Source organism: Myxococcaceae bacterium JPH2, assembly GCA_016458225.1.
Lineage (GTDB): Bacteria > Myxococcota > Myxococcia > Myxococcales > Myxococcaceae > Citreicoccus.
Genome location: JAEMGR010000006.1, coordinates 210,747 through 235,094 on the forward strand (window position 1 = coordinate 210,747; position 24,348 = coordinate 235,094).

The 24,348-nt window shown below is 67.3% G+C and carries 17 protein-coding genes; 9 read left to right on the forward strand and 8 right to left on the reverse strand.

Annotated elements, in window-relative coordinates; all coding sequences use genetic code 11:
- The 4 genes from JGU66_13520 to JGU66_13535 form a co-directional block, all read right to left on the reverse strand.
- The gene (locus JGU66_13520; GenBank protein MBJ6761788.1) at positions 1-735 is read right to left on the reverse strand and encodes an ImmA/IrrE family metallo-endopeptidase; all 735 of its coding nucleotides are present in this window, start codon (positions 733-735) and stop codon (positions 1-3) included.
- A complete protein-coding gene (locus JGU66_13525; GenBank protein ID MBJ6761789.1) occupies positions 732-1,115 on the reverse strand; it encodes a hypothetical protein in 384 nt (127 codons plus the stop codon). Before JGU66_13525 ends, JGU66_13520 begins: the two co-directional genes overlap by 4 nt.
- Positions 1,108-1,701, reverse strand: a complete 594-nt coding sequence (locus JGU66_13530; GenBank protein ID MBJ6761790.1) for a sigma-70 family RNA polymerase sigma factor — start codon at positions 1,699-1,701, stop codon at positions 1,108-1,110. Before JGU66_13530 ends, JGU66_13525 begins: the two co-directional genes overlap by 8 nt.
- 192 nt (positions 1,702-1,893) lie before the next feature.
- Complete coding sequence (locus JGU66_13535) at positions 1,894-2,820, reverse strand: response regulator transcription factor (protein MBJ6761791.1); 927 nt, start codon at positions 2,818-2,820, stop codon at positions 1,894-1,896.
- Between the two features lie 397 nt (positions 2,821-3,217).
- Between JGU66_13535 and JGU66_13540 the strand changes: the two genes are divergently transcribed.
- Together JGU66_13540 and JGU66_13545 are read left to right on the forward strand one after the other, a co-directional pair.
- Positions 3,218-4,345 (forward strand): DNA repair exonuclease, encoded by a 1,128-nt coding sequence (locus JGU66_13540; protein ID MBJ6761792.1) that lies wholly within the window; start codon positions 3,218-3,220, stop codon positions 4,343-4,345.
- Positions 4,342-7,086, forward strand: a complete 2,745-nt coding sequence (locus tag JGU66_13545) for a hypothetical protein (protein ID MBJ6761793.1) — start codon at positions 4,342-4,344, stop codon at positions 7,084-7,086. The genes JGU66_13540 and JGU66_13545 overlap by 4 nt, the downstream gene beginning before the upstream one ends.
- 16 nt (positions 7,087-7,102) lie before the next feature.
- Here the strand turns inward: JGU66_13545 and JGU66_13550 are convergent, their stop codons facing one another.
- A complete protein-coding gene (locus tag JGU66_13550; protein ID MBJ6761794.1) occupies positions 7,103-8,665 on the reverse strand; it encodes a DUF4041 domain-containing protein in 1,563 nt (520 codons plus the stop codon).
- A 13-nt stretch (positions 8,666-8,678) separates the two neighbouring features.
- Positions 8,679-13,859: a DUF4011 domain-containing protein gene (locus JGU66_13555; GenBank protein ID MBJ6761795.1), complete on the reverse strand. Its 5,181-nt coding sequence runs from the start codon at positions 13,857-13,859 to the stop codon at positions 8,679-8,681.
- Positions 13,860-14,123: 264 nt separating this feature from the next.
- Here JGU66_13555 and JGU66_13560 point away from each other — a divergent pair, with 264 nt between their 5' ends.
- On the forward strand, positions 14,124-14,936 hold the full coding sequence (locus JGU66_13560; protein ID MBJ6761796.1) for a GNAT family N-acetyltransferase: 813 nt from the start codon (positions 14,124-14,126) through the stop codon (positions 14,934-14,936).
- 80 nt (positions 14,937-15,016) lie between these two features.
- The gene (locus JGU66_13565; protein ID MBJ6761797.1) at positions 15,017-15,730 is read left to right on the forward strand and encodes an iron-containing redox enzyme family protein; all 714 of its coding nucleotides are present in this window, start codon (positions 15,017-15,019) and stop codon (positions 15,728-15,730) included.
- Between the two features lie 15 nt (positions 15,731-15,745).
- Here JGU66_13565 and JGU66_13570 read toward each other — a convergent pair whose 3' ends face one another.
- Both JGU66_13570 and JGU66_13575 read right to left on the reverse strand, forming a co-directional pair.
- A complete protein-coding gene (locus tag JGU66_13570) occupies positions 15,746-16,828 on the reverse strand; it encodes a helix-turn-helix transcriptional regulator (GenBank protein MBJ6761798.1) in 1,083 nt (360 codons plus the stop codon).
- A gap of 194 nt (positions 16,829-17,022) precedes the next feature.
- A complete protein-coding gene (locus JGU66_13575; GenBank protein MBJ6761799.1) occupies positions 17,023-17,292 on the reverse strand; it encodes a hypothetical protein in 270 nt (89 codons plus the stop codon).
- A 307-nt stretch (positions 17,293-17,599) separates the two neighbouring features.
- On the opposite strand from JGU66_13575, the gene JGU66_13580 reads away from it, so the two are divergent.
- From JGU66_13580 to JGU66_13600, 5 genes are all read left to right on the forward strand, one after another.
- The gene (locus JGU66_13580) at positions 17,600-18,784 is read left to right on the forward strand and encodes an FAD-dependent monooxygenase (GenBank protein ID MBJ6761800.1); all 1,185 of its coding nucleotides are present in this window, start codon (positions 17,600-17,602) and stop codon (positions 18,782-18,784) included.
- A gap of 54 nt (positions 18,785-18,838) precedes the next feature.
- The gene (locus JGU66_13585; protein ID MBJ6761801.1) at positions 18,839-19,450 is read left to right on the forward strand and encodes a TetR family transcriptional regulator; all 612 of its coding nucleotides are present in this window, start codon (positions 18,839-18,841) and stop codon (positions 19,448-19,450) included.
- A 165-nt stretch (positions 19,451-19,615) separates the two neighbouring features.
- Positions 19,616-22,591, forward strand: coding sequence for a hypothetical protein (locus tag JGU66_13590; protein MBJ6761802.1), 2,976 nt, complete (start codon positions 19,616-19,618; stop codon positions 22,589-22,591).
- A gap of 200 nt (positions 22,592-22,791) precedes the next feature.
- Positions 22,792-23,784: an amidinotransferase gene (locus JGU66_13595; protein ID MBJ6761803.1), complete on the forward strand. Its 993-nt coding sequence runs from the start codon at positions 22,792-22,794 to the stop codon at positions 23,782-23,784.
- A gap of 313 nt (positions 23,785-24,097) precedes the next feature.
- Positions 24,098-24,348, forward strand: a 251-nt coding sequence (locus JGU66_13600; GenBank protein MBJ6761804.1) for an invertase recombinase-like protein, incomplete at its 3' end; no start/stop codon positions are given.

Consider the following 24,348-nt stretch of genomic DNA (forward strand, 5'->3'; position numbering starts at 1 on the left):
CTACTCTCCGTCCACTCCCAGGAATTGATCGATGGAGAAGCGTGGAATGCCCAGGCGTCTGCGCAGCCGCAGGACGTAGGACTCCGCCATGTCCCAGGGGAGCCCGAAGCGGAACACCAGCCGACCCTGGACCTCGTTGTCGGGCAGGGCATCGCTCACGAGCGGCGCGGCGAGGGCGGCGGGCGCGAGCAGCTCCAGCGCCAACAGGTCCGCGTGATGCTCCGCTTCCAGCACCTCTCGACGGGTGAGGAGCCCCGAGGCGTCACGGCCCATGAGGCTCCGCGCGTTCTGCAGAGGCACCCGCTCGAACAGCGCGGTCACGACTTCGTCGTCGGTCGGCTCGCGGTCCCCATCGAGGACCGGCAGGATGGACTCACCGAAGACACGAACCGCCTTGCGTCGAGGCAGCCACTGCTCCAGCACGAAGTGGGAGAGCTCGTGCGCGATGGTGAAGCGCGTCTCGTTGCGCCCCTGCGTGTTGTCATAGAAGAGGATGCCCCGGCCACGGTCCGCGACCATGCATCCCCGCAGCTCGCGCGAGTCCTCCCCGGCCGGGTGCCGGATGCCTCGGCGCTGGAGCCAGTCGCGCATCACTTCTGGAGTGAGTTGGGGTAGCGCGACCGCCTCGACGAGCAGCGGAGACCAGGGCAGCTCACCGAGGAGGTCGCGCGGAAACTGGGTGGGGGCCGCCAAGCCGCATGCGCGCGTGGCCTCCTCCAGCCAGTCCCCGGTCATGGCGTCGGCTCATCATCGCCGCCGCGGGCGATGCGGTCCCTCGCGGCGAGCTGAAGCCTGCTCGTGCCGTGCTGCTCGTCGCGGGTGGACGCCGCCAGGGGCTTCAGGATGTCGACGTGGCGGAGAATCCTGGCGAGCGACAGGGGCGCCACGCCGTGGCGTTCCGCGATGGCGGTCACCTGTTCCTTGAAGGAGTCGCCCTCGGGCTTGCGGCACAGGGACATCCACAAGAGTGCGTCGCGCGTGCAGTTCAGCTCGCGGGCCAGGTCCTCTGGACTCAGTTGCTCCAGTTGGCGGTACTGCTCGAAGACGTGAGCCAGGGTCCAGGTCTCGCTTTGGCCACGCCGTGCGGCGTGTTCGAGCCACTCGGGGTTAGACATCGGAGTCCTCCTTTCGGAGTCGCCCCAGCACCTTCATGAGGCGGTCTCGGTTCCGCTTCACCTCGCGCCGGCGGATGGGCTCCGCGGACTCTGGGAGGCCCATGGCTTCAGCCAGGACGTGGGTGGAGCGCTCGCCCTCCATGACGAGTTTGATGACGTTATGGTCCGTTTTCGTGAGCGGTTCCTGTGCCAGTCGGTCCGCCATGAGTCGCGCCTCCACGGTGATCTCCAAGCTGTCCTTCGGAGGCATCGCGCGAAGTTCGAAAACGCCCCCGTATTCCTGTTCTCGGCGGTGGCGCGCTGCGTTGGAGCGGTACCGGTCCAGGGTTCGCTTGCGGGCGGATTGCATCAGGTAGGTGTGGAGGCGCCCTTTCGCGGGGGCGTACCGCTCCGGATGGTTCAGATAGCCGTAGATGACGTCGATGGTCGCGTCGCGCGCATCCTCCGGCGACCGCCCCGGCTGCTTGCAGAGCCACTTGATGATGGGGTCCACGAAGACCTTGAAGACATCCTCCGTGGCCAGTGAGTCGCGTGCCAGGACGCGCTCGTGAAGTGCCTGCTCCTCCGGTTGCGATGGAAAGCTCATCCCCACTCCTCGCCGGGATCCCCGTACCCGCTCGCGGTTGGACTGCGTGATGTGTGTTCCTTCGTACCCGTCCCGATGAGTTCGACGGAGGTGGGCAGGTGTCGTGTCCTCCACGGTGTGGGAGGCGCGGGCTCGCGGGCTGCACCTCCCAGGTGGAGCGTGCGGGACAGGACGCGAGGGAGGCGCGAAGGCTCAAATCGGTCGCATCAACTTCGCGGCTTGGTAGAGGAAGTCGGTTCGGTTGTCACAGCTCAGCCGGTCCTTGCTGAAGATGTTCTTGACGTGCGTCTTCACCGTCTCGCGGGTGAGGTGGAACTCCGAGGCAATCTGCTCGTTGTTCCAGTTCCTGAGGATGGCTTGGGCAATCCGGACCTGCGCCGTGGTCAGCCGCCGCCGCAGCTCGTCTGGGAGCGGGAGCGAGCTGGGGAGTTCGTGCAGTAGCAGGGCCCACGCGGGAGGGCCTCCTGTCTGGGGAAGCTCGATGAACTTCACCACGCGGCAGGAGTCTTCATACGTCCGGGCCCAGACCGCGTTCTCCAGCCGCTGGTCCGCGCTCATGCGGGTGAGTGCATCCAGTCGCTCCACGAGCACGAGCGGGAGTCCGGAGCCGTGGCGCTCCGAGCGCTCGAACCATCGGTCCAGCAGCTCGGTGGCGTGGGGGGAGCGAAGCCGCTCGCGCGCGGGAGGCTCGACCACGAGATATGCCGCATCCGGTGGCTCATGAAGTCTATCCACGAGCTGGGACCGCGCGGACACCGCCTCCATGGCGCGGCACTTGCGCACGGTCTGCGTCAGGTGAGGCAAGAGGCTGGAGAGGAGGGCCTTGGCTCGCTCGATGAAAGATTGCCAATGGTCGCGCGCGAGCGAGGGCTCTCCCGGCGCCTCCGGTTGCACATCCACCAGGACGGCCATCGCGTGTTCCAGTTGGACTGGCACTTCCCAGGCGGGCTCGGGGAGCTGTCTGGGGCTGGCGACACGGGAGCCCATGATGTCCGCGGGAATCAATTCCAGGAGCAGGACCCGGACCTTCTCCAGGACGACGGAGAGGATTTGCGGCGTGCTGTTGAGCGCGGCGATGACTCGTTCCCTCAGGGCGAACTCGCGAGTATCGAACTCCATGGATGCGTGCCTCCGTCCCCATCGCGCGGAGCTTCACCCCGCGGCCGGTTCAAGACTGCCATCCCTCTTAAGGCGCCTGCGCTGTAGCTGTCCCTACCACTCCGAAGGTAGGGGACTGGATGGCCTGGGTTCCCCGCCTGCTCCTGAACCCCAGGCCCGTAGTCGATCCTATCCGCGTGGATTGGACAGTGACCAGCCCCCCCCTTGCGCATGCATGTGTTGGCCATCGGATGGGTGCGTTGTCACTCGGTGGGTCGGCGCGCGACAGGATGTCTCTACCCCTTGCGAGGTATGTCCCGGGTCGCTCGGTACCGATACGGTCCGCCGGATGCTGGCGCTTGTGTATTCGCCGCCCTTCACATTGCCGCGTCTGGTGTTCGCGGCCCTCCGGTGAGGCATGGTCAAGATTCTTCATTCCGCGGACTGGCAGATGGGGTTGCGGGCTCGGCACGTGGCGGACGTGGCCGCGACCGTGCGCGAGGCGAGACTGGCCGCGGCGCGCAATGTCATCCAGGCGGCCAATGCAGCGCGCGTGGACGCGGTGGTGCTCGCGGGCGACATCTTCGAGGACAACCTCGTCGAAGACCGGCTTGTCCACGCGGTCTTGGGTGTCTTGGAGGAGTGCCGTTCGCCTGTGTTCATCCTCCCAGGCAACCATGATGCGTTGACGCCGGACGCGGTCTACCGGCGCGCGTCTTGGAAGCAGCGCCCCGCTCGCGTCTCCCTACTGGAAGGAGATGCACCCGTTCCCATCCCGGGAACGACGGCCGTGCTGCTTGCCGCGCCCTTGCGGCAGAAGAAGGGGATGAAGGACCCGACGACGCTTTGGAGCGAGCACCCCAGGTCCGAAGGCATCTGCATCGGGGTGGCGCACGGTTCGCTGCGCATCGCCGGGAAGCACTCGGCGGATGACTTCCCCATCGCCACCGATGTGGTGACGCGAGCGGGGCTCGACTACCTCGCGCTCGGACACTGGCATGGGCAATACATCCACGAAGAGCGCGCCGCCTACGCGGGGGCTCACGAGACGACGAAGTTCGACGAGGCGGGGGCGGGGCAGGCGTTGCTGGTGGAGATTGCCTCGAAAGGGGCGGTGCCGCTCCTGACGCCCGTGCCCACGGGAACGCTGAGGTGGTGTGCCGTCGACCTGGACCTGGGGCAAGGTGTGGACCGAGAGGTCCAGCGGGTCCGTGAGCGGGTGAAGGACGAGGGCCCGCCGAAGAAGCTGTTGCTGCGCATCCGGACCCACGGGGCCGCCCCCGAGGATGCGGCGCCGAAGCTGGAGGGACTCCGCGAGGAGTTGCTGGGGCGAGGCGTCTTGTCCGTCATCGTCGAGCGACGCGATATGCCGAGGGCGGAAGTGGAAGGGCGGCTCGCCGAGGTCGCGGCCTCGAGTCCGCTGGTGGAGGCGCTTCTGGAGGGCCTGGCCCAACCCCTGACACCTGGGCTCACGGGGGCCACGGAGTCGGGTCGGCTCGAGGCCCGGCGACTGCTGGCGGAGCTGGTGATGGAGGCGTGGCGATGATCGTCCGCCGGCTTCGCGTTCAGCACTTCCGTTGCTTTCGCAACCCCGTGGAGCTTGCGGACATGGGCGTGGGCGTCCATGTCGTCCACGCACCCAACGAGATGGGGAAGTCGAGCCTCGTTCTCGCGCTGGCGCGCGCGCTGTTCGACAAGCACAACACGAAGGACCGAGAGGTCCAGAACCTGCGGCCATGGGGGACGGCGCTGTCTCCCCGCGTGACGGTGGAGTTCGAGGCCGGGGGCAAGCGCTATCGCCTGGAGAAGGGCTTCCTGGACGGCGCCTCGAGTCTCCTGGATGAGTGGACGGGGGCGCGCTTCGAGCGGCTCGCGGACTCGCAGACCGCGGACGAGCACGTGAGGAAGTTCCTCCTGGCGAGTGGAGCCTCCGTGGGCGCGACGAAGCTGGGGCATTGGGGCCTGGCGCGCTTGCTGTGGCTGAACCAGTCTCCCGAGCGGCACGAGCTGCCGACGTTGGATTCCTCGCTCAAGTCACGACTCATGGAGGCCGTGGGGGTCGTCGCGACGAGCGAGCCGGAGCAGCGGTTGTTGGCGGCGGTGGACGCGGCCTATCACCAGTTCTACACGCTGAAGACCCGGAAGCCTGTCGCGGACAGCGCGCTCGAGAAGGCGGCGGCGGAGGTGGCCTCGCTCGAGGAGAAGGCTCGCGCACTGCAGGCTCGCCAGGAGGCCGCCGCGAGGCACTCTCGCACCCTCGAGGAGGCCGCCGAAGCGCGGACGCGGCTGGCGAAGGAGCGAGAGGCCCTGGAGGCACAAGGGGCACTGCTTCACGAGCGCCTGGCGCGAGAATCGGAGTTGGAGCAGCAGCTCGCGCTCTGTGACAAGGACGTGGAACGACAGCGGCAGGAATGCGCGGCCCTGTCGCGAAAGCACGGGGAGCTGCTTGCGTTGAGGGCTGACGTGGCTCGGCATGAGGCCACCGCGACGGCGAAGGAGCCAGAGCGCCTCAAGGCGCGGGAGGCGTGGGGAAGGGCGGAGGTCGCGTGTCGCGCCGCGCGTGAGTCATTCCGGGATGCGGTGGAAGCCCAGGGGGCGTCCGAGCAACGGGAGGTGCGTGGCCGCCTCCTGGAGAAGGCGCGTCAGGCGCTGCTGGAGCAGCAACGGCTGGAGACACAGCTCACCCAGGCCGAGCGCCTGGAGGCCGTCGTGGAGAAGCTGAGGAGAAGGGCCGCGACGTCGAAGCCCGTGTCCGAAGGCGATGTGAAGAAGGTGGAGGACGCTGAGAGGAAGCAGCGACAGGCGCAGGACCGGCTCGAGGCCCAGGGCATCGAGGTGCTCTTCGTTCCGAAAGGTTCGCAGCGCATCGAATGGGAGACGCAGGGGCACGCTCAGCACCACACGGTGGTCAAGGGGGAGCAGAAGCGCTTCGCGGGGGTGAGCGCGGCCAGCCTGCGCATCGACGGCGTGGGCGAAGTCCGCGTGCGCACGGGGGCCGAGGAGATCGGCAAGCTTCAGGCCGAGGTGGAGAAGCACCGCAAGGAGGTGTCGCGGCGACTCATGGAGCACGGTGCGAGGAACCTGGAGGAACTCATCGCCAGGTGTGAGGCACGCCGAGCGTTGCTCCAGGAGCAGGAGAAGCATGAGGGAGCACTCGCCGCGCTCCTGGCGGCCGCGAACGTCGAGCGCGTGGAGTCGCTCCGCGAGCGGCAGCGGGAGCTGGCGGGACAGGTTGGAGCCTTGGCGGGACAGCTCGACCTGGGCGTGGAGTCGCTGCGGACGTACCCGTATCCGGAACTCGCCACGCTCGCGGACGAGCTGAAGGCGCGCAAGCAAGAGGTGCGGGCGAAGGCGCAGGTGAAGGACGAGGCGGAGTCCGAGGCTCGACAGGCGGAGAGTCAGCTTCAGTCACTCACGCAGGCGTGCGATGGCGCGCGGCAGACGGCGAGGGCCTTGTCGCTGCGGCTGGAGGCCCAACTCGAAGCCGAGGGGATGTCGCTCGCGCAGTGCTCGGCTCGGCTCGCGAGCGCAGGCGAAGCGCTGGCGCACTTGGAGAACGGGAGGAAGGCGTTGCTGTCGCAGCTCCCGCGTCCTGAAGCACGCGCCGCCACGCAACATCGTCACGTCCAGGAGACGCTGGAGCGAGTGCAGCGAGCGGAGACGGTGGAGCGGGAGCGAATCGTCCGCGAGGAAGCGCTCCTCGGTCAGGCGGTGGAGGACGGGGTGTACTCGCAGTGGGCGGAGATGGAGGAGCGGCTCGCCTTGGCCACCGAGGAGCATGCGCGCCTCAAGACGCGGGCCGAGGCGACGGAGCAGCTCCGCATGCTGGTGCGTCACTGGTTGGAGCAGATGGACCGGACGTTCGTGTCGCCCATCCAGGAGGCGGTTCAGGCTCGCCTGGCGTATCTGCGGCCCGCGGGTCGGGTGGAGCCGTTCGTCCTGGAGGCGGGGTTCAGCGGGGCGTCGATGCAGACTCCCGAGGGAGGACGGGCCCTGGGGAGCTTCTCCTGGGGCATGCAGGAACAGACCCTGTTCGCGCTGCGGCTGGCATTGGGCGAGCTGCTGGCAAGCCAGGGCCGCCGCGCGGAGCCCCAACTGGTGGTGCTGGATGATGCGTTGGTGAACACGGACGCCAATCGCCATCAGCGCGCGCTGGAACTCATCGAGGCCGCGGGGGAGTCACTCCAGGTGCTCATCCTGACGGCCTTCCCGGAGCGCTATCGCAGCCTGCGCGGGTCCAAGGAGTTCGACCTGCGCGCGCTGGTGGAGGCGTCCGAGGCGACGTGAGCCAGCGGGCCGGCGCTCACGCGGCCCGCTCGCCCCGTGCTCTGCGCTCCTCGTCGAGAAGCGCCAGGGACTTGCGATACTCCGCGGCTTCGGCGAGGCGGGTCATCTCGAAGTCGCCGTGGTGTTTGCGCACCGCCTCGGCAATCTCTTCCAGGCTGACGCGGAAGAACTCCTTGCGCTCATTGATGCGATTGACGCGCTGGTTCGCGAAGGTCTTGTGCAGGGCGTTCTCCAGCGCGGGCGCATCCGACGTCCGGATGATGGCGTGCACGTCGAACTCGAAGGGTACCGAGGCGTCTCCCAGCTCGTCGATGCGGTCCTGCGGCACCAACCGCCGGGTCATGCCCAGCTTGAAGATGCCTTCTCCAAAGGAGCCGATGTTGGAGATGACGTAGACGTGCCCGGTTCGGGTGAGCTGGGCCTGGGAGATGGCCCGCTGCCTCTCCATGTCCTCGGCCACGCGGCGCTCCAGCTCGGCGATGCGCACGAGCAGCTTCTGCTGCTCGGACCCCTTGGCCTGCTCGTAGTCCGCCTTGGCTCGCTCCAGGGCTTCGGCGTCGCGCCGGGCTTCGCGCTCTGCCTCCAGCTTCGCCTTCTCCAGCTCGCGGTGGGCGGCCTCTTCCTCGCGCATCTGCTCGCGGATGCGCCGCTGCTCGTCGCGCTCCTGCTGCACCTTCTCCTCGTACTCGTACGCGAGCATCAGCTCTTCGACCTTCAGCTTCACGTAGCGCTGGGCGATGACGCACTGTTGGATTTCCACGAGCCCGTTGATGGCCTCCGCGGCCTTCTCGATGCGCGCCTCCATGGCCTTCACGTTCTTGTAGGTCACCTTCGCCACGCATGCGTCCGCTTCGCCATTGAAGGCGCGCAGCATCAGCTTCAGCGTCCGGTCGGTCTGCTTCTTTCCTTCGACCTTGCTGCCGTTGACTTCCCACTGAGTGGAGCAGGTGGCGGCGGTCTTGTCCTTGAGCATCTGCTTCTGGCGCTCCCGGACCGCATCCAGGCGTTGCTCGTACTCCTTGACCGAAGCAAAGGCATAGACCGGCTTGTAGAAGCCGAACGAGAGCAGCACGGCCTCCTCTTCCAAGGCCTTCAGCTCTTGCTTCAGCCGGGCGAGGCTCTGCTCCAGGATGTTCCGGTCGGTGGTGGCCTGCTTGCGTCGAGACTCGGCCTCTTCCATGGCGCGCGTGGCGCTCTGCGCCGTGCGAGCCGCTTCGTCACGAATGCGGTCGGACTCCGCCTTGGCCCGGGTCTGCTCGGCGGCGATGGCCTGCTCCGCGTCCGCCTTGGCTCGCGCGAGCTGGGTCGCCACGCGCTTCTGCTCCGAGGCGAGCGCGCTGTCCGCCTCGTTCCGCGCCTTCGCGAGTTCGTCACGGACGCGCTTCTGCTCCGAGGCCAACGCCGCATCGAAATCCGCGCGGGCCTTCGTCAACTCCTCGGCGACCCTGCGCCGCTCCGCTTCCAGGTCCAGGATGGGCTTGAACCGCTCCTGCAAGGCCTGGAGGCGACCGCGAGACTGGAACCACAGTCCCCCGAGAACAAGTGTCAGCAATCCGAGTCCAATGAGCATCATGGGCATGGCTGTCTCCTGGTCAAACACTGACCGCGCGCATCTGGTTTTCCGCGGGAGCTTCTTCAGGGACGACGGGAGGCAATCTCGCCGCGTCTTCCTCTCGGAGCAGGGTCTCGATTCGTTCGAGGATCCGCGCCACGCTCTCCTCGGGGGACCGGAACCAGTCCGTGGACCAGATGCGGTGGAGCTTCCATCCCAAGCCCATCAACACCTGGTCTCTCAGGCGGTCGCGGTCTCGGGCTGAGCGTGAGCTGTGATACCGCGCGCCATCGCACTCCACGCCGAGGATGTAGCGCCCCGGGTGCAGGGGATGCCGGATGGCCAGGTCGATGAAGTAGCCCGCGACACCGACCTGAGGCACGACCTCGTAGTGATGGTCCGCGAGTGCCTTCGCGACAGCGACCTCGAAGTCCGAGTCCGGAGGTCGCCCGCTGCCAACCCCATGCGCCACCACCGCGCCCTGCGCCTCGAGGAGATACCTCTGCAGGACGCGCATCCCCCGGGGACTGCTCTCACTCAACTCGAGGTCCGTGGGGTCGAAGGACGCGAACACCGTCAAGGCGCACCGGGCGCGGGTGAAGAGGACGTTCAATCGCCGGTAACCATCGGCTTGATTGATGGGCCCGAAGTTCTTGCGGAAGCGTCTCTCCCGATCTGGGCCGAACGTGACCGAGACGAAGACCGCGTCCCGCTCGTCGCCCTGGACGTTCTCCAGGTTCTTCACCTCGAAGGGCAGGGGAGAGTGGGCCCAGCGCGCCAAGAAGGCCGCGAGGTCCTTGTCCTTCTTCTCTTCCGCTGCCACGTACTCGTCGATGAGGTCGCGCTGCTTCGAGTTCAGCGTGACGACCAGCAGGCTCTCTTGCGGTCGGGTGCGCGCGTGCTCCTTCACCGCCTCGACGACCGCGCGGGCCTCGGGCTCATTGCGGTTGGACTCATAGAGTCCGTCCTCCACGCGGCGAAAGTGGACGCCCAGGCCGTCCAGGTGCATGCCGGGTGCCGGGAAGACAATCAGGTCCCCGTCGTAGAACTCCTTGTTGCTGAAGGCGATGAGCGCCGGATGCCTGGAGCGGTAGTGCCACCGCAGCATCCGCATGGGGAAGCACTGCGCCGCCGCCACGAGGATGCTCTCGGACTCGTCCAACAGCGAGGGGCCGCGTGCCTCCTGTCCACCCTCGGCGTCGTCGTTCGAGTCGCTGTCCTCGTGTTCGAGCTGAGCAAAGAAGCTCGTCGGCGGGAGCTGCTCCGGGTCCCCCACCACGACGAGTTGCCTGCCGCGCGCGATGGCCCCGAGCGCGTCCTCCGGACGCAGCTGGCTGGCCTCGTCCATCACCACGAGGTCGAACTGCAGTTGGCCTGGAGGCAGGTATTGGGAGACGGACTGCGGGCCCATCATGAAGCAGGGCATCAGTGCCTGGAGTGCATTGCCCGCGCGCTGGACCAGCTCGCGAATGGGGACGTGGCGCTGCTTCTTGCCCAGCTCATGCTGGATGAGGTGGATCTCCGTCAGGCCCGCCACCTTCGTTGAATGCACGCCAGCGGGGACGTGACGGCGGCCGAGCTGACGGGCGAGGCTCGGACCTTGTTGCCGGATGCATTCCGCGTCCAGTCGCGCGAAGTCCTCTCTCCGGGCCGTCTGCATGGCTCCGGTGAACGCGTCGAGTTCGGGTTCGTCTCGCAGCACGGCCTCGGCCAACGAGCGGAAGAAGACGGCCTCGAAGGCGGTGCCCACCTGCGACGCCGCGAGGGAGGGGCGCAAGTCGATGCGCTCGAGGAACGCTTCGGCCCCGTGCAGGCGTGCGACCGCGTGGCGCTGGCGCTGATACGCGGCCCAGCCGGGAAGGGTGGACGCTCGGGTCTTCGCACGTTGCAACCGCTTCACCGTTCCGGTGAGTGGCGCCTCGGAGGCGGCGTCTTCCCAGGTCCCTGGGGACATTCCGGCCAGACTCCACGTCTGGCTCGCGCACTCCCGGTAGTCGCCAAGTCGCGTTGCCAGGTCGCGAGCACAGGCGCTCAGCGTCGCATGTCGCCGTGAGGTGTCCTCACGGAGCAGCCAGTCCGCCAGGCCCGCCGGAAGGGGCGCGGCGATGACCTCATCGGCATACTGCAACGCACGCCGAGCGCCGGAGGTGGAGGTCTTTCTGCCTTGATACGCCACGCCGAGGAGCTGCGCCGCCGCGGAGTGCTCCACCAACTGGTCCGCCGCTTCACAGGCTTCCCGGAGGCTCCGTACCCGCGCGAGAAGCTGAGACAGCGACAGCTCAGGGGCCGCACTTCCCTGGCGTGCCCATCCCAGCACTTCGTCCAGATGTCGCTGGAGTGCTTCCAGGCTGGCGTGCGTCTTTGATGCAGGGTCGGTGTTCCACGGCGCGTTGGGCAGATTCATGCGGGTCGCCGCCGCTTGAACCGTCGTGCCGACGTCCCGGGCCCGGAGATGGTCGTCGCCGCGCACCCTGGCTTTGGCGAGGGCCTCGCGCCAAGAGCTCGCGGGCAGCTCCCTCGCCGCTCGGGCGAACGCAGCGCCTGCGTCCCCCAGCGGCAGCGCCAGGGCATCCACCTTTCGATAGACATCCACCCACGCGAGGATTCGATCGAAGCGGGTCTCGACGCCCTGGAATCGAGTCCCCAGCAGGTCCTTCAGCGCGGCATCCTCCTCGAAGCGCTGCCTTGCCGCGTGGTGGGCCAGCAAGTCGTTGTACGCCTGGATGAGCGTGGGCCGTGACGGGCGGACGCCATGGGCCATGGCTCGGAAATCGCGCCGCGCGGCACGCCAGCCCTTCGACAACCAGGGGATGAAGGGCGGGGTGGCGACCGCGACCGCATGCGCCCTCAGCGTCGCCAGGGGCGGGACGAGGTCGGGCATGAACCGGACCGCGAGCGCCCGCGATTGTTCCTTCAGGTCCGCGCACGTGCTTGCCGCGGACCGCAGCAGGTCTTCCGCTTCACGGGGGAGCCACCGCGCCTCTCGCCACTCGAGGGTGCTCTCATCCAGCTCGGCCATCGCATCCACGACCCGGGCGAGTGCCTGGAGCTCCGGAGGCCGCAGGGGCCCTTCCAGGCCGAGTCCTGGCGTGAGGGCCTCCGCGAAGGCCGCTCCCGACGCCACCGCCAGCACGGCCTGCTCGACGGACTCACGCGCACGTCCGACGGTGACCAGGGAGGTGTCGGGCGTGAAGAGGCGCAGGCACGTTTCGACCCCTGACTCCGCGGTGCGCAGGACCGCCGTGGTCAGGTCCTCGCGTGGGCGCCAGCCCGCTTCCAGGTCCGTCCACTTCCGCTGCACCGACTCGATGGCATCGAGGAGTGAGCGCAGCGCTTCTCGTCTCATGGTGTCGAGGAGGGCCGGCATCAGCCCGGGGATGCTCTCGCTGGGTGGCGCAGAGAGGAGCTGCACCGTGGACACCAGGGCATCCGCGGCGAGCGCGCTGTCGCGCAGGTGGACGCCCGTGAGCGGCGCGAAGGACTCCACGCTCTTCCCCAATCGCAGCCCGGCTTCCTCCCAGGCCACCACCCGTTCGATGAGCTGATGGCAGTCCCGCTCGGAGAGGCGAGGATTCGTGACGCCGAACCAGGGATGGTCCGAGGGCAGTGGGGCGATCCGCCGAATCTCCGCCAACTGCGCCGCGAGCCCACGGACCGCTTCGCGAAGCTCATCCAGTGTCGAGGCTGACAGCGTCTCCGCGGTCGCGAACCGGAGGTCCTTCACTTCCGCGAGCGCGGCCTGGAGTTCCGACTCGGCGCGCCCCACCTTCCAGAAGATGTCATGCGGAGACACGCCGAGTGCCCCGAAGGGCTTGTGGAGCCGCTCGGTGTGCGCTCGCAGGTTGCCAATGGCAGTCGAGACCTGGGCTCCCAAGGTGCTGCTCGTCACGGCGGCATGACGGCGTCCCACGCGCCTGCGCAGGTCCTCCATGAACTGTTGCTTCTGGGTCTTGTGGCTGTGCAGCTCCAGACAGAAGTCCCCGAGGCCTGCCTCCTGAAGGCGCCGCGACACGACCTCTAGCGCGGCCAGCTTCTGGGTGACGAAGAGCACGGTCTTTCCCGCGGCGAGCGCGGCGCCGATGAGATTGGTGATGGTCTGGGACTTGCCGGTGCCAGGCGGGCCCTGCACGACCAGGCTCTCGCCGCGCAGTACATCGACCAGGACGCTGTGCTGACTGCTGTCCGCGTCCATGATGAGGGGCGGGAGCTGCGCTGCGAGCGCGGGCGTGTCCAGGTCATAGACCTCGCCGCGTCGCGCTGCGCGGCCCGCCGTCGCATCTCCTGAGGGGAGTGCTTCGCTTCGGGCTCCGAGCAGGGTCTGCACTTGAGGGCTGGCCAGCAAGGGGCTCGTCTGGGGCCAGCGGCTGGGCTCCAGGTCCCTCCACATGAGGAGGCGTCCGAAAGACAACAGCGTCACGGTGACTTGTCGTTCCAGGCCCCAGCCCGGGCGCACTTCCTGGAGCAGTGCATTCACCTTTGCGAAATAGGCTTCCAGTCCCTCCTCGGGCGTGAAGGGGGGCAGCGCGATCCCGAACTCCTGCTTCAGCTTCTCGCTGAGCGTGAGGTTCAGCTCGATGGACTCGCCCTCGTTGTAGTCCACCTCGTAGGCATGGACCTGGGTGCGCGCGTCGGCGGGTCCTCGCTTGAGGCTCACGGGCATGAGCAGCAAGGGTGCGCTGTGAGGCTTCTCCTGGTGGCGATCGGCGGCCTCGAACCACCGAAGGAATCCGAAGACCATGTGGAGCAGGTTGGCTCCCGTCTCCTGGATGGCGATCTGCGCGAGCCCTTGGAGCTTGTGCAGGTGTGCCTCCAGCTCCTCGGGGAAGAAGAGCGTCTGGAGGTGTCGGTCGTGGTGCTTTCGCGAGGCGGGCTCATCCGCTGGCGCCAGCGGCAAGTCGAACCGGGTGTCGATGCCCAGGCGCTCGGCCTCTTGCAAGGCCAGGCGTTGCCGTGAGGCCGCGGGTGACTCGACCGCCTTCATCGTGAGCACGCCGGAGTCCTGGAGAGGTGTCGCGCGCGCGGGCTCGGGGATGGGCAGGAACGTGAGCACACGGTGATTGCTCAGGCGTTCGAAGATGATGCCGGGCAGCTCATCCACCACGCGCAGCGACGTCCTCGCGGTGTGTCTGAAGTGGAGGAGCCGGTTGGATGTGCTCAGGTCCAGAAGCCGGGTGCGCTGCCGTTGAAGCTCCTTCAGCAGATGCGCCTCGTTCGGATTCATGACGCCATGCCCCTCCCCCGGGTCGTCATGAAGAAGAGCGACCGGGTACCGCGGGTTCTGGCCCATTCCTCGAACCAGGAGGATCCCTCGGGGACGGTATTGACACGGGGCTCGCGGACCCCAGGTGTTTCCAGTCGCGGAAGGGCGCGTGCGGATGTTCGGTTCGCGCCAGATAACGAGCCGGCTCGAACTTCAGCCCACGGCCGCGAAAGAAGGTGCAGAGGCGGTGAGACACCGACCTCGTCTCGCTACCAGGAGAGTCCTATGCCGTGCAGAGAATGGCGCTGGCGTGTTGCCACCACCCAGCGGGATTTGGATGACGCAGCCCGTATCCGCTGGTCGGTGTTTGGAGGAGAGCTGGGATTGCTGTCGGGCAAGGCATCCCCGTCGCGGCGCGAAGTGACGTGCTTCGACACGCTCGACACCACGTTGCATGTGAACGTCTACGCCGGCACCGAGGCCGTGGCGACCGTTCGACTGCTGCTGCCGAACGCGGAGGTGGCGGCCAACGCGGGAGGGACGACCGGCCTCGACATGGAGCAGCGCTTGGACCTCTCGAGCCTCTTCGGGCCAGAGCGGGTGTTCGCGGAGCCCTCGCGCTTCTGCGTGTTGCCGCAGTGGCGGCGCTCGGAGGCGCTCGCGTGGCTCCAGGCGGGGCTCTATGCCGAGAGTCGTCGGCGCGGGGTGACGCACTGGATTGGGTCCGCGAACCTGGAGACGGACTCGCACGACGACGCGCGGCTGTCCTGGCGGGTGGCCGAGTCCAAGGGCTGGGTGAGTTCTCGCTGGCGGGTCGAGGTGCCCGACCCGTGGCAGGCCTCGACGCATCCGCGCAGCCCCTTCTACACGCCCGACGAGCGAGCGCAGGCGGAGCAGGGGAGGCTGGAGGGGCTGCGGCTGCCCAAGGCGCCGTTGCTCTTCGCCAAGAAGCTGGGCGCGCGCTTCATCGCGAAGCCGCTCTACGACGCCTACTTCGACTGGTTCACGCTGCCGCTCATCGTCACGCTCGATGAGGTCCCGGCGGCGACCCTGGCTCGCTTCCAGGCGCTGCACCCCCGCGTGAGCCCCGCCGTCTAGGCCTGGGGCGAATCCTTCTTTCCCTTCACTTTCAACACGCAGCAGCCAGGCGCGAGCCCGCGCCAGGACAGGAGACGTCCGTGCAAACGCAGACGCAGAATCAGTCGGGGACGCAGTGGGTGGCGGTGCTGGACGAAGAGGCGCGAGGACTCGTGGCGGCCGTGGATGCGCATCCGGACGCCAGCCGCCTCTTCAATGGCACCATCGACACCGCGGGTTACATCCACTATCTCATCCAGACGTATCACTATGCCCGCTGGAGCACGCCGATCCTCGGTGATGCGGGCGTGCGGCTGAAGCGCTCGGGCCGGAACCCGGAGCTGGCGGAGCTGCTCATCCAGAAGGCGGGCGAGGAGCGGGGCCACGAGCGGTGGTTGCTGTCCGACCTGAAGAACCTGGGGTGCTCGCGAGCGCAGGTGGAGGCGGCGACGCGGAGCCCCGCGGTGGACGCCTACACCGGATGGAACTTCTTCACGTCACGCTCGGGCGTGCCCACGGCGGTCCTGGGGACCGCGTATGTGCTGGAGTACCTCTCGCAGACGCGGGCGGGAGTGGGGGCGGCGCGCTTGCTGGAGGTCGCGGCCATTCCCAACATCCACAAGTCGGTGACGTTCCTGCGCAGCCACGGGGAGCTCGACGGAGACCACGTGGACGAGATGTCGCGCGTGCTCGGAGGGCTGACGGCTCCGGAGGACCGGGCGGCCATCCTCCTCTCGGCGCGGGTCGTCCGGAACCTCTACCCGAACATCTTCCGCGCGGAGGAGGAGCCCGTCCGCTACCGACTCGCGGGATAGCGCAGGCCCCTTGTCTCAGACAGGCCGGTTGAGACGCGCGGCCTGGTAGATGAGGTCCGCGCGGCTGTCGACTCCCAGCCGGTTGCGAATCTCTCGCATGTGGGTCTCCACGGTGTACTCCGAGATGTGCAGCTCCCCGGCGATGGCTCCAACTTGCCAGTTGCGGAGCACGTACTCCGCAATCTTGGCTTGCTGAGGTGTGAGCTTGCGCCGCATCTCCATGGGGAGCGGGATGGAGGTGGGGATCTCGTGCATCAGGAGGGCCCACTGCCGAGGGCCCTCGGCAGCGGGCAGCTCGAGGAACCGGACCAGGCGGTAGACATCGTCATGGAGGATGACCCACGTGTCCCGGCCGTGACGCAGGTCCGGAGGCATGCCAACCAGGGCCGCCAGGTGGTCCTCGAGCACGCAAGGAAGTCCCGAGGAGGCGAAGTCGGACCGGGCGAACCAGCGCTCCAGGAGGGTGGTCGCGTATTGGGAACGCGCCACCTCATGCCGGTGGGGCTCCACGATGAGGAACGCCCTGTCTGGGTGGTTGTAGAGCCCTTCCAGGAGGCGCGCGCCGGTGGTGTAGGCCTCGAAGTCCGTGCAGTTGCGCACCGCATCCCCAAGCGTCGCGGTCAATCTGGAGAGCTTGTTGGCACACTGCGCGGAGAACGCGCGGCGCCGGGTGCGGTAGAGCGCGACCGCGCAGACGAAGCCGGGGCCAATGGGGAGCAGGACGGCCATGACGTGCTCCAGGCCCAGACCCAGCTCGCGGCTGCGTTGGTAGAGCAGGTTGTGGTCGTACTCCTTGCGAGTCAGCATCTCCGGATCGCGGAAGACCACGTTGGGCTGCGCGAAGATGGGCGGCCGGACGAAGTCGTGGTCGGACAGGCTGGCGTACTCCGCCATGAGAGGGATGGGCGGACCCGGGACGAGCCACTGGAAGCTCAGCTCCGGTGAGACCCGCATGAGGCACATGGCGAAGGCGTCGGCCGGGATGAGCTCCAGCAGGGGCTCTCGCGCGGCTTCGAGCGAGTCCGTGAGGGACAGCGAGCTGTGGAGGGTCGTGATGACCCGCTCCCGGAGCACTTGCTCCTGGGCAGAATGCGTCATGGAACGGAGCATCCTCATCTCCTGGTCAGGCAACCCCGACGGTTCGCATGTGGGACCCTCTCCATAGGTCCGGGCTGCAGATTTCGCCCTCCCTTTCTGGGGGTATTGCGCGAACTGAACAGATAGGGCATGCGCCATGACGCCAGCGCCCTGGAGAACGCGACCCAGGGCCCTGATGTCTGGGTATCGGGTGTCTAGTTACAGGGCGCGCCGCAGACGCCGGCGCCGCGAGCCTGACAGGCCGCCGTGTTGATGCAGAACTGCCCATCTCCCGTGCAGCAGCCCAGCAGCCGGGCCGGCTCGAGACCGCTCTCATCCGAGGCCTCGCTGCCAGGCGCGGTTGAAACGAGTGCCGCATCATTCATCGAGACTTCGCTCGCGGCGCTCTGCGAGGACGAAAGGACAGCCATTCCCACCACGAAGGCGAAACTCACCGCGACTCCACAAACGAGCTTGCGCAGCATCTGGGACTCCTTGGCTTGAGAGGCGTTGCGAATGTTACTCGCGGTGTGTCTGGTGTCCAGGGTGCCCGGAGGGGTGGCGCCCGGTTGGATTTTGATGGGCCGAATGGATGCTCTTCTCGGAGGCGTGGCCTGTCCGGGAATGGGACGCATGGCCTCGGCCTGTCGAGCTGTTGGCAGGGCGGGACTCCCTTGGGGACGGCTGTGTGCGTCGAAGTGGCTGGAGAGATTGTAGTGATTTTATTTTTGAAGTCGCTACAAATTTAGCCGCCGCCCAGGATGGTGGCTGAGACACCGACAGGAGCGCAGCATGAGCCACCCGACCGTATTGATCTCCGGAGCAGGCATCGCAGGGCCCACGCTGGCGTACTGGCTGGCACGGCGCGGCTTCCGTCCTACCGTGGTAGAGCGCGGCGCCGCGCTGCGCTCCAGTGGCAGCCCCGTGGACGTCCGAGGGCCCGCGGTGGCGGTGGCCGAGCAGATGGGCCTCATGCCCCGCCTGCGCGACGCGGCCACGCAGGTCTCGGCCTTGAGCTTCATCGATGGCTCGGGGCACGAGGTGGGCCGGGTCAACCTGCGGGCCCTCCAGCGCGCGAGCGGGAGCCGCGAGGTGGAGCTGCCTCGCGGCGATCTCGCCACCATCCTGTATCAGGCGAGCCAGGACTCGGCGGAGTTCCTCTTCGGCGACTCCATCACCGGGCTGAGCCAGGACGCGCACGGCGTGGACGTCACCCTCGGACAGGCCGGGGCGCGTCGGTTCGACCTGGTGATTGGCGCGGACGGCTTGCACTCGGCGGTGCGTCGTCTGGCCTTCGGTCCCGAGTCGGACTTCGTGCGGCACATGGGCATCTTCATCGCGACCCTGCCGCTGGAACGACCGCTCGACGATGCGCGAGAGGTCATCCTGTACAACACGCCGGGCCGGGCCATCTCCCTCCATCCGTCGCGAGGCAAGGCGCTGGCGGCGTTCATGTTCCGAGCCCCGCTCGAAGAGGGCTTTGACCACCGCGACACCCCCCAGCACAAGCGGTTGCTGACGGACGCGTTCTCGGACGACACGTGGCGAGTCCCCGAGCTGCGGCGGTCCATCCAAGCCACCTCCGAGCTCTACTTCGATTCCGTCAGCCAGGTGCGCTTGTCCCAGTGGGCCAACGGCCGCATCGCGCTGCTGGGAGACGCCGCGTCTTGCATCTCGCTGTTTGGCGACGGTTCCTCGCTGGCCATGGCTGGAGCCTTCACGCTGGCGAAGGCGCTGGCCGCGCATCCGAGCGACCACCGCCTGGCCTTCCGTCAGTACGAGGCCGACCACCGGACCTGGGTGGCGCCCAAGCAGCGCAACAGCACGCTGGCGGCCTCGCTGCTCGTCCCGGCCACGGGGTATGGAATCCGCGCGCGGAACCTGGCCACGCGCCTGTGGCCCGTGGCCGCCGCCGCCGGATGCCTGAGCCGCAACCTGACCGACGTTCGCGCTCGTGTGCAGGAGTGCGCAGGGTAGAGTCCAGCCCATGCGGAGACACTCCTGAGCCCTCCCACGCCGACGACGCCTCCCGTGGAAGGTCTGCGCGAGCGGAAGAAGCGGGCCACGCGCGCGGCCATTCAACGCGCGGCCCTCCAGCTCTTCACGCAGCAGGGGTACGACCAGACGACGACCGAGGAGATCGCCCGCGCGGCGGACGTCTCGCTCGGCACGCTCTTCAATTACTTCCCGAACAAGGAAGCCCTCGTCGGGGACGAGTACGATCCGCTCTTCATCCGCCTGCTGGAGTCGAGACCCCCGGACGAGCCCCCCTTCACGGCCATTCGTCAGGCCATCGAGGCGATGCTCCGCTCCATCCTGGCGGAGGAGGACCGCGGCTTCATGATGGCCCGAGCGAAGCTGACGCTCGAAGTCCCCGCCTTGCGCGCCGCGGCCCTGCTGGACCGCGAGCGCAGCGCCCGGCTGCTCCAGGAGTTGCTCGCCAAGCGGTCCAAGCGCAAGGCCCTCGACTTCGAGCTGAAGGTGACCAGCGCCATCCTCGTCACCGCCGTCTTCGCCGCGATGGAAGCCTGGACCGAGTCAGGCGGCAAGGCGGACCTCATGAAGCTGGTGGGCCGCGCGCTGGAGGTCGCGGAGCAGGGCGCTCGCTTCGAGTCGAGCACGCCCAGCAGGCCCAAGCGCTAGCGATGGCAGGGCCGCGCCCCGGAGCCTCAGGGCCTCCCTGCCTCCGCGTTTCGCCCCGACGCAGGTGCGTTCGCACTCGACGCGTTTTCACGTGCCTCATGCCACCGCGCGCTCGTCAGCCCGAGGCGCGCCATGGCGGTACGACCGTTGCAAATGCGACGGCTCATGACCACCCCAGCCACACAGCTCGCGCCTGAGTCCCTGACGGAGTCAAACCCAGACGCCGCCGACCCTCAGCTCCAGTATGCCTGCCACCATCACGTGATGTGGTCGGAGGAGAGCGTTCTCGATGAGCGGAGCGCCACCCACTTGTGGCTCCTCCATCGCGCTCTGGAGCTGTTGGAGAACCTCGGGCCCTCGGGAGCCGACCCGCGAGTGGTGGCGGATGCCCTGCACATCGCCAGGTTCTTGAAGTTCAGCGTGACTCCGGATCTCAACTCCAAGCGTCCCTGGACAGACAACACCATCTTCCACGATGCGATGGTGAAGGGCCTGTATGACTGCGACTGGTCCAACCCGTGGATCAGCACCTGCACGTGGCAGAGCCACTTCTACAATCCCGTCACGAAGAAGAGCGTCGACACGGGCCTCAATGGCAACAACCCGACCGGGAAGGTCGCGCCCATCTACGCCGTCAATGCCATTCATCTCGGTCAGTACGAGCGACTCGCCGTCGCGAATCCAGACATCCGAGACCTGATCCAGTTCTTCTACTACCTCGGCATCGCGCTCCACTATTTCGAGGACCTGACGCAGCCGATGCACGCCCACAACTTCCCCAACTTCATCGCGGGGGCCAAGGACGTGTTCCACAAGGACTTCGAGGCAGCGGCCCAGGACTACGTCAACACGAAGCCGGAGGCGCTCAAGGTGGGCTCCGGGTCACTGACGCAGGACAACTGCTTCGCGTTCGGTGGCGACCCTTCGACGCAGACGCCGGAGGCGGGCGTCGCCGCGTGGATCATCGCCGCCGCCGCTCGGATTGGTCACCCCAACTACAACCTGGCGCTGACGGACGCCGACCAGAATGATTGGGCCCTGTCGCGCGTGCTCTCCTTCGAGTCGAAGGAGGATCCGCTCCCCCCGAACATCCAGCCCGGCTACACGCTTGACAGCTTCTACAACGATTCAAAGCTCCCCATCCCACCCCCGGGGCATCCCAGTCCCGTGGGCTACGCGACCTGGCAGGCGGCCTGTGTGCCTGTCTTCAACCGGGTCCTCGTCTCGGCCATCCAGGGCTGCGCGGGGTTCCTCCTGGCGATGTTCCGGGACTGGTTCCCGATGCTGATGTGGAAGGATGCCGAGCGGACGGTCCCGCGCTCCTTCGACGACTTCCCGGGCAAGGCCATCTACCCCCAGGATGTCGTCGCCATCGGCTGTCAGACCGTGGCGAGGTATCAAGCCGGCACCTTCCACGCGCACAACATCTACACGGGCAAGCCGGACCTGTTCGCGAGCATCGTGCCCGGCTCCGAGGGCTACTACACGGCAGTGCTGGGGCGCTACGCCATCGCCATCGCGTCGAACCCCGACTACCCACCCACCCAAGACGCGCTCCCGCCGGTCTACACCTTGGGACGGCAGTTGCCGGGGAACATCCCGGATGTGACGGTGATCGGGCGCGACGGTGTTCCGCTCAAGAACCAGCGCATGCCGCAGGGCTCATCCATCAAGACCGAGGGGTTCCCGCCCATTTCCGAGCCGGTGACCCAGACGCATGCCATCATCCCGCTGGCGAGAACGCTCGGCATCAGCTCGAGCCGCTCGCTGAACGCCACCCTGGCGTTGGCGGAGCCGACCTTGAATCACCGCTGCGTCGCGCTCACGGCGCAGGGGAACGGGTTCCAATTCCAGTCGGCGGGGGTCTACTACGTCACGGTCCAGGTCATGACGCCTCCCGTGGCAGAGTCCGAGGACCCCTACACGGCGCAGGTCGCGCTCAAGAACGCCTCGACGGGCAACATCGAGATTCACGAGAGCGTGGCCACCGGGAAGGGCCGAGGCGGCATCATCCAGGTGAGCGGCATCATCTCGGTGGCGGACGCGAGAGAGACGTACATCGTTCGCTTTGCTCAGGACTCGGGCAGCTCGTATGACCTCGCGACCGACGCGCGCTGTTTCGTGCATGTCGTCCAGCTCCAGGCGGCGCCCGTCTCGGACCTCGCGTTGTCGCCGCTGAGCGCCCGCCACTACCAGTCCTTCATTCCGGCTCAACGCCTGTGGGCCTCGCATCAAGGGAAGGATGGCGGCTTCGTCATTCGCCTGGCGGACTCGTCCGCGAACCGGGCCGTGGAGATCAGCGGCTCGATGGGCCAGCTCCAGTTCCTCAGCGCCGGGCGGTACTTCATCCATGCATCGCTCGGGACCTCGTATCACCGGTCAACGGGAAGCAATCAGGCCGCGGCGATGCTGCAACTCGTCCGGGCCTATTGGGATCATCACAAGGTGGCCAATGCTCCGGTGCTGATGCAGCGGGTCGCGGCCGCGAACAACAGCATCACCGGCTACATCCACTTCTCGGGCTTCATCGAGGTGAACACCGATGACGTCTACTTCCTCCGCTTGGGGCTCTATCCGCTCGGAAGCGCCGAGTCCTTCGGCGTGGGTGGGGATACGTCGGATCGCCTCGACATCTTCAAGCTCGACGATCCGGATCCGTTGCAGGTGGCGCGTTACGACCTGACGACGATGAATGGCACCACCTACCTGCCATACACGAACAACATCCCAAGCGACCGGCTGCAGCGGTTGAACATGCCCCTGGAGAAGAACCGCTGCTTCACTCCGGTGGAGACGAAGTGGGGGCAGTCCCTTCAGTTCAATCTCCCTGGGAAGTACTGGGTGGTGGTCTCGCTGGGAATCCCGGTGACGAGCGGCCCGTTGTTCATGGCCAATCTGGAGTTGGACCAGGAGAACACGCCGCCCTCGCCCAATACGCCGCTGTTGGCGACGAGCATCTGCCCCACGGGGAACCTGGGCGAGCGGCAGGCGGGCTACATCCAGATGGAGGGCATGGTGGTCGTCACGGACGTCAGCAAGACCTACGCCTTGTTCCTCGTCCAGACGAGCGGCGAGACCGTCTCGGTGGGCGGAACCTCGTTCGACTTCATCCAGGCCTTCGCCATTGATGGAGACGTCTGACGGGGGCCCGCCAGCGATTGAGCGGGTTGGGCATTTTCGGCTGGCACGGTTCGCCATTCCCACGAGCCCCCGCAGCGGTGCTGCGGGGTAGGTGTCCACCCAGAGCACAGTCGATGTCCTGAGCCTCTTCGCGCCGCTTGCGATTGAGTGCGGACTGTGGGCAACACCCTTCCGCCAACTAGAGCGGAAGGGAATCTCGAATGACGAAACGAGTCTTCGTGGCCAGCGAGTTCGCGCCCCTGCGCACCGTGGTGGTCGCGCGCAGCCAGATTCGCATTTCGGACGCGGGCGTCATGTCCGAGGCGCAGCTCGAAGCGCGGCTGGCCATCCTGCCCGAGGCCGAGCGCGTGATTGCGCGTCGCCTGGTGGGGCGCGACCACGCCGAGGCCATGCCCGAGCGGCAGAAGGCTTGGGAGGGTGAGCGACTCGCGCTCCAGGCCGTCTTGGAGAAGCACGGCGTGCGAGTGCTGCTGCCGTCGCTGCTGACGGAGTCTCAGAAGGAGGCCGGCGGCAAGTACGGCTACAGCAACTCCTACGTGCGCGACCCCTGGTTCACGGTGGGGGACGTCGTCATCGAAGGCAGCCTGCGGAGCCTGCACCGCCGCCGCGAAGTGCTCCCGTGCCGGACCTTGTTCGCGCAGGAGGTCCTTCCGGCGGAGTGCAGCTACGTGGCCGTGCCGCAGCCCGATGCCGCGCCCATCGACGCGAAGGGCCCTCAGGTCGGCCCGTTCCTGGAGGGCGGGGACACGTTGGTGCTGGGCAAGCACGTGTTCGTGGGCCTCTCCGGGCTCGCCTCGTCGGAGTCCGGGGTGGCCTTCCTGCGCAAGCTGCTCGCGCCTCGGGGCTATGTGGTCGAGCCCGTGCGGCTCAAGAACAACTTCCTCCACCTCGACTGCGCGCTGGGGCTGGTGCGTCAGGGATTGCTTGTTGCGTGCCGCGAGGCGCTCGTCGACGGTCTCCCCGAGGTCCTGCGCGACTGGGAATGCATCGAGGTCACCGAGGATGAGGCCTCGCGGCTCGGGACCAACGGCCTGCCCATCTCTCCCGATGTCTACGTCACCGACCCTGTGTTCCAGCGCATCGGTGACGCCATCGCTCGGCATGGCGTGAAGGTCGAGTACGTGGACTTCACCATCTCCCGCTCGTTCGGTGGCGCATTCCGCTGCTCGACCCAGCCTCTATGGCGTGAGTAGCGCCAGCGTTCCGCGCTGCCGCGACCTCACGGGGCACTCCAGAAGGCTCCAGCCGTTCTCACGCGACGTGGGGCCGTGGGAAGCGAGATGGGCCAGCTCCTGCCCGTCAATTCCTTGCATGCGCGAGAAGGGAATTGTTTGTCACAAGCTCACGACGACGCGTCGTCCCTGGGTCGATATCGCACCCACTGTGACCCCAGTTTCTTGCGATCCGTGAAGACCTCCGAGTCTCCTCGCGCGAGCCTCGGAGTCCGGGGCGGCCCTGGAGAAATTGTGATACGAGGGGATTTTTACCGCGAACCGGAGGCTCGCTTTGAAGTTGTTTCGAGTATGTCTGACGTCGTTGCTGGTGGTGTTGGCCGCCTGTGGTGATGACTCATCGCCCGGAGTCACCCCAGACGCCGGCAGCCCCCGGCCCGACGCGAGCGTCGAGATTCGTGACTCCGGTACGGAGATCAAGGACGCGGGCTCCGAGACGCCCGACTCCGGCACGGTGACTCCGGATGCGGGCAGCGAGACGCCCGACTCCGGCACGGTGACTCCGGATGCGGGCAGCGAGACGCC

Excerpts from the sequence above, each read along its gene's own strand:
- JGU66_13560 (MBJ6761796.1), top strand. The coding sequence starts at position 14,124 with ATGCCGTGCAGAGAATGGCGCTGGCGTGTTGCCACCACCCAGCGGGAT.
- JGU66_13590 (MBJ6761802.1), top strand. The coding sequence starts at position 19,616 with ATGACCACCCCAGCCACACAGCTCGCGCCTGAGTCCCTGACGGAGTCA.
- JGU66_13580 (MBJ6761800.1), top strand. The coding sequence starts at position 17,600 with ATGAGCCACCCGACCGTATTGATCTCCGGAGCAGGCATCGCAGGGCCC.
- JGU66_13595 (MBJ6761803.1), top strand. The coding sequence starts at position 22,792 with ATGACGAAACGAGTCTTCGTGGCCAGCGAGTTCGCGCCCCTGCGCACC.
- JGU66_13520 (MBJ6761788.1), bottom strand. The coding sequence starts at position 735 with ATGACCGGGGACTGGCTGGAGGAGGCCACGCGCGCATGCGGCTTGGCG.
- JGU66_13550 (MBJ6761794.1), bottom strand. The coding sequence starts at position 8,665 with ATGCCCATGATGCTCATTGGACTCGGATTGCTGACACTTGTTCTCGGG.
- JGU66_13545 (MBJ6761793.1), top strand. The coding sequence starts at position 4,342 with ATGATCGTCCGCCGGCTTCGCGTTCAGCACTTCCGTTGCTTTCGCAAC.
- JGU66_13575 (MBJ6761799.1), bottom strand. The coding sequence starts at position 17,292 with ATGCTGCGCAAGCTCGTTTGTGGAGTCGCGGTGAGTTTCGCCTTCGTG.
- JGU66_13525 (MBJ6761789.1), bottom strand. The coding sequence starts at position 1,115 with ATGTCTAACCCCGAGTGGCTCGAACACGCCGCACGGCGTGGCCAAAGC.
- JGU66_13570 (MBJ6761798.1), bottom strand. The coding sequence starts at position 16,828 with ATGACGCATTCTGCCCAGGAGCAAGTGCTCCGGGAGCGGGTCATCACG.
- JGU66_13535 (MBJ6761791.1), bottom strand. The coding sequence starts at position 2,820 with ATGGAGTTCGATACTCGCGAGTTCGCCCTGAGGGAACGAGTCATCGCC.
- JGU66_13540 (MBJ6761792.1), top strand. The coding sequence starts at position 3,218 with ATGGTCAAGATTCTTCATTCCGCGGACTGGCAGATGGGGTTGCGGGCT.
- JGU66_13530 (MBJ6761790.1), bottom strand. The coding sequence starts at position 1,701 with ATGAGCTTTCCATCGCAACCGGAGGAGCAGGCACTTCACGAGCGCGTC.
- JGU66_13555 (MBJ6761795.1), bottom strand. The coding sequence starts at position 13,859 with ATGAATCCGAACGAGGCGCATCTGCTGAAGGAGCTTCAACGGCAGCGC.